General features: G+C 31.8%; 7 protein-coding genes and 1 tRNA gene. 7 read left to right on the top strand and 1 reads right to left on the bottom strand.

From position 1 onward, the window contains the following. Positions 1-335: 335 nt before the first annotated feature. The 6 genes from RT261_RS14830 to RT261_RS14805 all read left to right on the top strand — a co-directional run bounded on the left by RT261_RS14830 (position 336) and on the right by RT261_RS14805 (position 7,975). Positions 336-1,223 (top strand): sulfide/dihydroorotate dehydrogenase-like FAD/NAD-binding protein, encoded by an 888-nt coding sequence (locus RT261_RS14830; protein ID WP_313133619.1) that lies wholly within the window; start codon positions 336-338, stop codon positions 1,221-1,223. A gap of 143 nt (positions 1,224-1,366) precedes the next feature. After that, positions 1,367-2,755: an NADPH-dependent glutamate synthase gene (gene gltA, locus RT261_RS14825; RefSeq protein WP_313133676.1), complete on the top strand. Its 1,389-nt coding sequence runs from the start codon at positions 1,367-1,369 to the stop codon at positions 2,753-2,755. A 124-nt stretch (positions 2,756-2,879) separates the two neighbouring features. Then, complete coding sequence (locus RT261_RS14820) at positions 2,880-4,517, top strand: putative bifunctional diguanylate cyclase/phosphodiesterase (RefSeq protein ID WP_313133618.1); 1,638 nt, start codon at positions 2,880-2,882, stop codon at positions 4,515-4,517. Positions 4,518-4,603: 86 nt separating this feature from the next. Then, positions 4,604-5,371, top strand: a complete 768-nt coding sequence (locus RT261_RS14815) for a lysoplasmalogenase family protein (protein ID WP_313133616.1) — start codon at positions 4,604-4,606, stop codon at positions 5,369-5,371. An 822-nt stretch (positions 5,372-6,193) separates the two neighbouring features. Then, a complete protein-coding gene (locus tag RT261_RS14810; RefSeq protein WP_313133614.1) occupies positions 6,194-7,171 on the top strand; it encodes a DUF5688 family protein in 978 nt (325 codons plus the stop codon). Positions 7,172-7,267: 96 nt separating this feature from the next. Next, a complete protein-coding gene (locus RT261_RS14805; RefSeq protein WP_313133612.1) occupies positions 7,268-7,975 on the top strand; it encodes a DUF421 domain-containing protein in 708 nt (235 codons plus the stop codon). 6 nt (positions 7,976-7,981) lie between these two features. Here the strand turns inward: RT261_RS14805 and RT261_RS14800 are convergent. Next, positions 7,982-8,054 (bottom strand) — tRNA-Arg (locus RT261_RS14800). 330 nt (positions 8,055-8,384) lie between these two features. On the opposite strand from RT261_RS14800, the gene RT261_RS14795 reads away from it, so the two are divergent. Further along, positions 8,385-9,155 (top strand): hypothetical protein, encoded by a 771-nt coding sequence (locus tag RT261_RS14795; RefSeq protein ID WP_313133611.1) that lies wholly within the window; start codon positions 8,385-8,387, stop codon positions 9,153-9,155. The last annotated feature ends 136 nt before the right edge of the window (positions 9,156-9,291 follow it).

Here is a 9,291-nt window from a genome sequence, read left to right as displayed (position 1 = left end):
GTGGAATTCTCCAATGAAGAAGAAGCAGGTAAATTCAAACTGCCTGACTGGTTTGGAAAAGACGTATCTTTTGATAAAAGATACAAAAACAATTATTTGGCATTTATAGATAGTTATGAGGAAAGATAAATAAAAACCGAGAAAAATTAAATACTTATTCATTTGCAATTTTAGAACCTTCTGCTAGAAATTGTACATTTTTCATAGAATTTCATAGAAAATTGTAAGGTATTCTTGGTTTATGTACTAGATTTTTTATTTATTGTGTTCTATAATATTAAAAGTTATTAAGATAACTGTTAAAAGTATAAAAAGCACTAAATGGAGGAAACTGAATGTATAAAATCGTGAAAAAAGAGACTTTAGCACCAAATATTTATCTTATGGATATTGAAGCACCCAGAGTTGCTAAATCCTGTTATCCTGGACAATTTGTTATTGTAAAGATGGATGAAAAAGGCGAAAGAATTCCATTAACTATATGTGATTATGACAGAGATTTAGGAACAGTTACAATTGTATTTCAAACTTTGGGAACATCCACAAAACGGATGGCAGAGTATGAAGTAGGGGAAAGCTATCGTGATTTCTCCGGCCCTCTTGGATGTAAATCAGAATTAGTAGATGAAACGGATGAAGAATTAAAAAAGAAGCATATTTTATTCGTTGCAGGAGGAGTAGGAACAGCACCAGTATATCCACAGGTTAAAATGATGAAAGAACGCGGAATGGATGTGGATTGTATTATAGGTGCAAGAAACAAAGACTTAATCATTCTGGAAGATGAAATGAAGAAGGTAGCAAAGAATGTTTATGTTGCTACTGATGATGGTTCTTATGGAATGAAAGGAAATGTAAATGATTGTATTAAGGATCTGGTGCAAAATCAAGGTAAACAGTATGATCTTGTAATAGCAATTGGGCCGGTTATAATGATGAAATTTGTTTGCATTTTAACAAAAGAATTAGGAATCAAAACCATTGTAAGTATGAATCCGATTATGGTAGACGGTACAGGCATGTGTGGGGCATGTCGATTGACAGTTGGAAACGAAGTAAAATTCGCCTGTGTGGACGGACCTGAATTCGATGGACATTTAGTTGATTTTGATGAGTCTATGAAGAGACAGCAAATGTACAAAACAGAAGAAGGACGTGCAGTTCTGAAAGAAAAAGAAGGTGACACTCACAAAAATGGTGGATGCGGCTGCAGTGATAAATAGTTTTGATTTGAATTTTTAATAGGAAAGATAAATCTTAAAGACGATTTTATATAGAAAAGGATTAGGAATAAATTAAAGGCAAATCAAAAGATAGGGGATATCTGTTAATATAATATGGAAACTACAATTTAGAAAAGAGGAAGATTATGGACGTATTAAAGAAAGTTCCGGTAAGAGAACAGGATCCTAAAGTTAGAGCAACTAACTTTGATGAAGTATGTTTAGGCTATAATATAGAGGAAGCCAAAGAAGAAGCAAGCAGATGTTTAAAATGTAAAAATCCCAAATGCGTAGATGGATGTCCTGTATCTATTAACATACCCGGTTTTATAAAAGAAGTGGAAGAAGGTAATATTGAAGAAGCAGCAAGGGTAATCGGTCAATATTCTGCACTACCTGCTGTTTGCGGACGTGTATGCCCACAGGAAAGCCAATGTGAACAAAGATGTATCAGAGGTATCAAAGGAGAACCTGTATCAATAGGTAAATTAGAACGATTTGTTGCAGACTGGTCAAGAGAAAATAACATAAAACCGGAAGCACCAAAAGAAACCAACGGTAAAAAAGTAGCAGTTATCGGTTCCGGACCAGCAGGACTTACTTGTGCCGGAGATTTAGCAAAGCTTGGCTATGAAGTAACTATATTTGAGGCACTTCATGAGCCGGGTGGCGTATTGGTTTATGGTATTCCGGAATTCCGTTTACCAAAAGAAACCGTTGTAAAAACAGAAATTGAAAATGTAAAGGCTCTTGGTGTAAAGATAGAAACTAATGTGGTAATCGGAAAATCTACTACCATAGATGAGTTAATGGAAGAAGAAGGTTTCCAGGCAGTATTTATCGGTTCCGGGGCAGGACTTCCAAAGTTCATGGGAATCCCGGGAGAGAATGCCAATGGTGTATTTTCTGCAAATGAATACTTAACAAGAAATAATTTAATGAAGGCATTTGATGCAAATTACGACACTCCTATTGCAAGAGGTAAAAAGGTTGCTGTAGTGGGCGGCGGAAACGTAGCTATGGATGCGGCAAGAACAGCTTTAAGACTTGGAGCACAGGTGTATATTGTTTATAGAAGAAGTGAATCTGAACTACCTGCAAGAGTAGAAGAGGTTCATCATGCAAAAGAAGAAGGGGTTATCTTTAAATTATTAACTAATCCCAAGGAAATCCTTGTAGACGAAAAGGGTTGGGTAAAAGGAATGAAATGTGTGGAAATGGAACTTGGTGAACCGGATGCATCAGGAAGAAGAAAACCGGTAGAAAAGCCAGATTCTGAATTTGAAATAGAGTTGGACACCGTTATTATGTCACTGGGTACCAGTCCAAATCCTTTGATTTCTTCTACAACATCCGGTCTTGAAACAGATAAAAGAAGATGTATTGTTGCCGGCGAAGAAAATGGACAAACTTCTAAAGAGGGTGTCTTTGCAGGTGGAGATGCCGTAACAGGAGCTGCAACTGTAATTCTTGCCATGGGTGCAGGCAAAGCTGCTGCAAAAGGCATACATGAATATTTAAGTAATAAATAAATAACGGATAGATCCTATGGTTTAAAAAAGATTGCCTTAATCCCTAATTGTGGTATAATTAGAACATATTAAATAAGTCTTTCCCCTTGTATTCAGGGGGAAGGCAGAATATTTGGGGTGCATTATGCAAGTAATAAGCAATTTTATATTTAACATGGGTTTTGTTATTTCTAATACAACCAAAGATATGGTTAATATAAAAACACTTGAGAACGATCCGGTGTATATAATAAATCGTACCATTGGAAACATTATAATTCTTGTAGTATTGGTACTAATACTGCTATTAGTAGGTTTATTTCTATATGCTAATAAACGTATGCGTTCTGAAAGAAAGACTTTGGAAAAGAATCAGCAATTATCAAAGAATTATGTGGAATTGGAACAGGCATTTGAAGATATAACAGTATCCAATCAGCAATTGACCTCAAAATATGAAGAATTAAAGAAAAATCAGGAACTAATTAAGAAATTGGCTTATACAGATCAATTAACGGGGCTGCCCAACCGTCTGGCTTTTTCAGATGTACTGGATGGTGTAATGCTGACTTTAAGAAACGAAGAAGTCATTGCATTGCTGGTAATTGATTTGGATAATTTTAAGATTATTAATGATACTTTGGGTCATTCCTATGGCGATGAATTATTAATTGATGTTACTCACCGGTTAAAACAAGCAATGGACGAAAATGATTTTCTTGCCCGCATGGGAGGAGATGAATTCTGTGTATTGACACAAAACTTTGAAGATGTTGGCCTTTATGAAGAGAAGATAAAGAAAATACAAAAAGTATTTTCTTATCCTTTTGTATTGGCTATGAAAGAGTTTTTTGTTACGGTAAGTATAGGTATCACTTTTGCACCTAAAGATGGTAAGACAACACAGGCATTGATCAAAAATATGGATTCTGCAATGTATGCTGCTAAAGATAGTGGAAAGAATACATATAGTTATTTTAATGATTCCATGAAGGAAAAATTAATGGAGAAAATCCAACTTCAATCCGAACTTAGAAAAGCAATTGAGAATAAAGAATTTGTTGTATATTATCAGCCCCAGGTGGATTTGACCACGAATAGAATAGCAGGCTTTGAAGCTTTGCTTCGCTGGATACATCCTACCAAAGGAATAATAATGCCCAATGATTTTATTCCAATTGCAGAAGAGACCGGCCTGATTGTCCAGATTGGAGCCTGGGTATTAAAGGAAGCTTGTATGCAGTTAAAACGCTGGGAAGAAGAAGGATTTCCTACTTTAACCATAGCGGTAAATATATCTTCCCGTCAATTTAAGGATCAGGAGTTAGTGAACACCATTCAGGCTGTTTTTGAAGAAACTGGAATGGAACCCAATCATCTTGAACTTGAGATAACGGAGTCCATCGCTTTAAGTGATTTAGAATATACTATTAAAACGATTGGTAAGTTAGAGAAATTGGGAATAGCTTTCTCACTGGATGATTTTGGAACTGGATATTCTTCTATGAATTACTTAAAGAGCTTACCGGTTCACAATATTAAGATTGATAAGAGTTTCTTGGATACAGTTATTGATAATATTCCTGAACAAAAAATCATAGAGACTATTATATCTTTGGCTCATTCATTAAATCTGGTTGTTATAGCAGAAGGTGTTGAGCAATATAAACAGGAGGTCTTCCTGAAAAGTGTAAACTGTAATAAGGCACAAGGTTATTTTTATAGTGAACCAGTACCCAAGGAAGAAGCAGGAAGTATATTAAGAAATATTAATTTGATGTAACTGTTAAATAAAAGGCCACTGAAACATCTGAAATAAATAACGGAGAGTATTCAGTGGTTTTCTTTAGCTTTAGTTAGGAGTTAACAGTGAAGAATATTAAGGATAGAAAGAAAGCAGTTTTAAAAATAGCATTTATTCTCATAGAACTCATTCTTTATGGGACTTTCATGTATTTGGATATATTTGTATCTCAGAAAGCCAATTTATCCATGTATATAAAATTCTTTAGCATATTTCTATGCTTCTTATTTGTTATGCTGTATTACAGGACCTCTAATCAAGCGAAAGAAGAAGGGTATTATCAAACTAATAAAGAGCATCTGGGAATTCACATTCTTAGAGTTGCTATGTTTTTTACATTACTTTCTGACTTGTTCCTGCTGGTATTGGATTATTATACTGCCGGAGTTTTTACCTTTATTATTGTGCAATTACTATATTTAATCCTAATCAGCAGTTGGATTTCATCAGGAAAAATGATAAGAACAGTTCTGATGAGAGTAATAGGAACTGGATTAGTTGCGGTACTTATTTTAATTATATACCATTTTCAAGAAACAGATGTTAAATCGGAACTCATCTTTGCTGTTTATTATTTTATATTATTTGCATCCAATGCCATGGATGCAATCGGAATCCTATTTCGTTCCAAAAGGAAAACCAGGATTTTATTTGCATGTGGTCTTTTGGCTTATTTTCTATGCGATATCAATGTAGGCATCTTTAATCTAAAAGATTATTTAACTATAGATGAGACTATTTATACTCAAATCTATAATTTTTCCGTTATTGCCATGTGGATGTTTTATCTCCCCGGCCAGGTATTAATAGCCTTAAGCGGTGAATCAAAATAAATTTCCTATGTAAAAATAAACAAAGAAAGCAAAAAAATATCTCTATATTCCCTCTTGAAATTAACTTGTCAAAATAGTGAGCTTCTGTTACTATTGAAACATGATTTGCTATGTATCTATTTATTTTAAATTTGAATTAAGAATCTTTTTCGGAAATTTTGTTAAAATCTTTTCAGGAATGTGGTAATAACTTTTTTAAATGTTGTTGTTAAATTTTATTATTAAAATATTTTTAGAGTCTGATAAATCTTAATATAGTCTTTTTAGGAACTTATTGTTCTTATATAAACGCTTGAAGATTCCGTTAAAAAATCTCAATGCAGGTTTTCTGGAAATTCCGTTAAAAATCTCAATATAAAGTTTTCTGTATATGTTATATTAATGCTAATTATTCTATTAAAGAATCTTGGTTAAATCTCGTTATAAATTTTCTAGATATCCTTTTAAAAAAATTATTATTAATCTTCCCAGTTATCTTGCTAAAATCTTCGTAAAAGTTTAACAAGTATTCTTTATCGATTCAGCTAAAAAATATCATTATAAAAAATCTTATTTAAAGTCTTGTGCGCATCTGTCATTTAATACCTATACAAATAAATAATATATAAAGCGATTTTATACGATTTAGCATAATCCCTTATTAAGAAATATTAAAATTTAATGGAAATCAGGGTTAAGAGACATTAACCATATATGTTAATGAACTGTATTTCCCCAAGACACTATTAAATTTACATATAAATATTCTAAAACATTATTTACAATGAAAGGAGGATTAATCCACCTATCTATAAGATAGGATAATTGGATTAGCAGAAATACATGAATACGAAAAATACAAAAGAATTTATGGAATATGATCAATTTCTAACAAGAATTAAGAGCTCGGTGAAAAAAAGAATGGGTGAAGATTATCTGGTTGATGTAAATCATGTGATTAAGAATAATTCCATTCAATTGGATGGTTTGATCATTCTAAAGAACGGCGAGCAAATAACACCGAATATTTATCTAAATAGCTATTTCGAAAACTATTTAGAAGGAGAATCTATTAAGGAAATTGTAGATAAAATCATAAACATTTATGAAGAAACAATGGAGGAGGGGGAACGGGAAACATTATGCATTCGATATGAACTAAGTGAAATGAAATCCAGTATTATATTTCGTTTAGTTAATTTCAAAAAAAACACCAAATTATTAGATGAAATTCCTCATATACCTTTTCTGGATTTAGCTGTTACTTTTCACTGTCTGGTAAAAGACAACGAGAATGGCATAGGGACCATTCGTATTACCAAAGAACATATAAAAAATTGGAATATAGGCCTAGAGGATTTAACAGAAATAGCCAGAATCAACACTCCTAATTTATTACCTGCAAGTATCAGGAGTATGAATGAAGTAATTATAGATATTATGAATAAAGAAATAGAACTTCAAAGTTTTGAAAATAGTAATGCTGATGACAATGAAATAATGGAAATGCTAAATCAAATGAAACAAGACACCGTGACAGATATGTATGTTTTATCCAATACAAAAGGTATTAACGGAGCCAGCTGTTTGCTTTATCCTGATGTGATAAAAGAATTGTCGGATCAGCTTGAAACAGATTTTTATATATTACCAAGCAGTATACACGAAATTATTTTAGTAAAAGAGGATGCTAAAATTGATAAAAATATTTTACGTGAAATGGTCATAGATGTGAACCATACACAAGTAGCAGAAGATGAGATTTTATCGAACAATATTTACTATTATTCCAGAGAAAGAGATGCCTTAACCATATTATAATATTGCAATATTATTATTTTCCTGCAAAGTGGTAATACTATTTCGAGTGAAACAAAGAGTATAAAAACATAAATATAGTATTTTGGAGGAAATAATATGGTAGTTCAAATAATTTTAACATCGTTAGGCTCAATGGCTGTTTTATTTATATTAACAAAATTAATGGGTGACCGTGAAATGTCTCAATTGAGTATGTTTGACTATGTTAATAGTATAACTATAGGTTCTATTGCAGCAGAAATGGCAACTGCTCTGGAGGGAGATTATATAAAACCTTTGATTGCATTAATTGTATATGGTTTGGGAACCTTATTCATTTCATATAGTACCTGTAAGTCAATCCTATTACGGAGAATATTCGTTGGACATCCTGTTATCTTATATCATGAGGGAAGATTGTTTAAAAAGAATCTATTAAAAGCTAAATTAGATGTAAATGAATTTTTATCTTTATGTAGAGTCAGCGGTTATTTTGATTTAAAAGATATTCATACAGCTATATTAGAATCAAATGGGAAACTAAGTGTTTTACCCGCTGTGAAAAATAGACCGGTAACACCGGAAGATTTAAACTTATCACCTACACAAGATAACATATTAGCTAATGTTATAATTGATGGCCATATTATGAAAGATAATTTAAAGGCGACCGGTAAAAATGATAAATGGATAGAAAAACAGTTAAGTAATCAAAAAATAAAATCGGTAAAAGATGTTTATCTTGGAGTTTATGATAATGAGAATGATAGATTAGATATTTATATAAAATTAACTGATAAAATGGACGGAGATATTTTTATATAAAAAAAATGCACCTAACTGGATTCGAACCAGCGACCTTTCACTTCGGAGGCGAACGCTCTATCCACTGAGCTATAGATGCAAGTATAACTATTTCAATTTCAACTACACTATTATATAATAAGAAAGCTATAATGTAAAGTATAGTATATAAAATAAATAAATACAAATGATGCCAGATGAAGATGGGTAGTAATATAATGGTAAAATAGAGATGCTTTTTGTATTTACTGTAAAAAATAAGAAATTTGCTATATTTACAAGAGGTATTACAGTAATTTCCTTTGAGTTATTACAGAATTGTTAAAAATGTTACAAGATTGCATAATAAAAGTATTGCAATTCTATTAAAAATTTGGTAATATAAATAATAGAATTTAACAATCTGTTAGTAACTTAAAAGGAGATTATAATGAGACTTAAATATAAAAAAATGATGATTATGGTAAGTATGTGCATTATGGGTATTGGTATGATTACATTCTCAATTGTGAAACCATCGGCAAACCAGGATACATCTGCAGATGAAACCAAATCAAAAATAACATCAAAAGCTTTACTGGCTTCTAATGAAAGTATTACTGATAATGAAGACGAACCAGAAGCCAATACGCAAGCTCAGGATGCGCCCATGGTAACATTAGAAGCTCCTGAAATAGAAACAGCGAAAGCAGAATTAGAGCCTTTGAAAAAGGATTCAAATAAAAAAGTAAATAAGCTAATTAAAAATTACTTGAATGTAAAATTAAAAAATGATATGGAAGCATTTAAACCTTTAGTAAATGATGCCTCCTTATTAAAGCAAGACGATATTAAGAGACAAACTAAATATATTGAGGACTATGATAATATTACCTGTTATACTCAAGCTGGTCCGGAAGAGGGCAGTTATGTTGTCTATGCATACCATGAAGTTAAATTTAAAAGTATAGATACTCTTGCACCTGCCATGAATGAGTTTTATGTAAAAACTAATGATAACGGTGAACCCTACATCTATTTAGGAGTAATTGATTCTAAAACAGATGAATACCTGGACGGAGTTCGTAATTCAGAAGAAGTTATGGATTTAATCTATGATGTAAATGATAAATTACAACAGGCAGTGAATAATGACAGCAGTTTGTCCGAATTTTACTTAAAGCTGGAAGAAACTACACAGAAAGTAACTAAGAATGAATAAAAATAATAGTATTAAATGAATAAGGTATACTATAATAAGGTGTCTAACATATTATGTGCTAAGACACCTTATTTCTATGGTACTTGTACTTTTTATTTTGTACTGATATAATACAAAATGGTAATATTTATTTATC

Origin of the sequence: Anaerocolumna sp. (assembly GCF_032079385.1) — a bacterium.
GTDB lineage: Bacteria > Bacillota > Clostridia > Lachnospirales > Lachnospiraceae > Anaerocolumna.
This window is presented reverse-complemented; position numbering and strand designations above follow the sequence as displayed.

Coding starts and splice junctions, on each gene's coding strand:
- RT261_RS14810 (WP_313133614.1), top strand. CDS start 6,194: ATGAATACGAAAAATACAAAAGAATTTATGGAATATGATCAATTTCTA.
- RT261_RS14820 (WP_313133618.1), top strand. CDS start 2,880: ATGCAAGTAATAAGCAATTTTATATTTAACATGGGTTTTGTTATTTCT.
- RT261_RS14830 (WP_313133619.1), top strand. CDS start 336: ATGTATAAAATCGTGAAAAAAGAGACTTTAGCACCAAATATTTATCTT.
- RT261_RS14805 (WP_313133612.1), top strand. CDS start 7,268: ATGGTAGTTCAAATAATTTTAACATCGTTAGGCTCAATGGCTGTTTTA.
- RT261_RS14795 (WP_313133611.1), top strand. CDS start 8,385: ATGAGACTTAAATATAAAAAAATGATGATTATGGTAAGTATGTGCATT.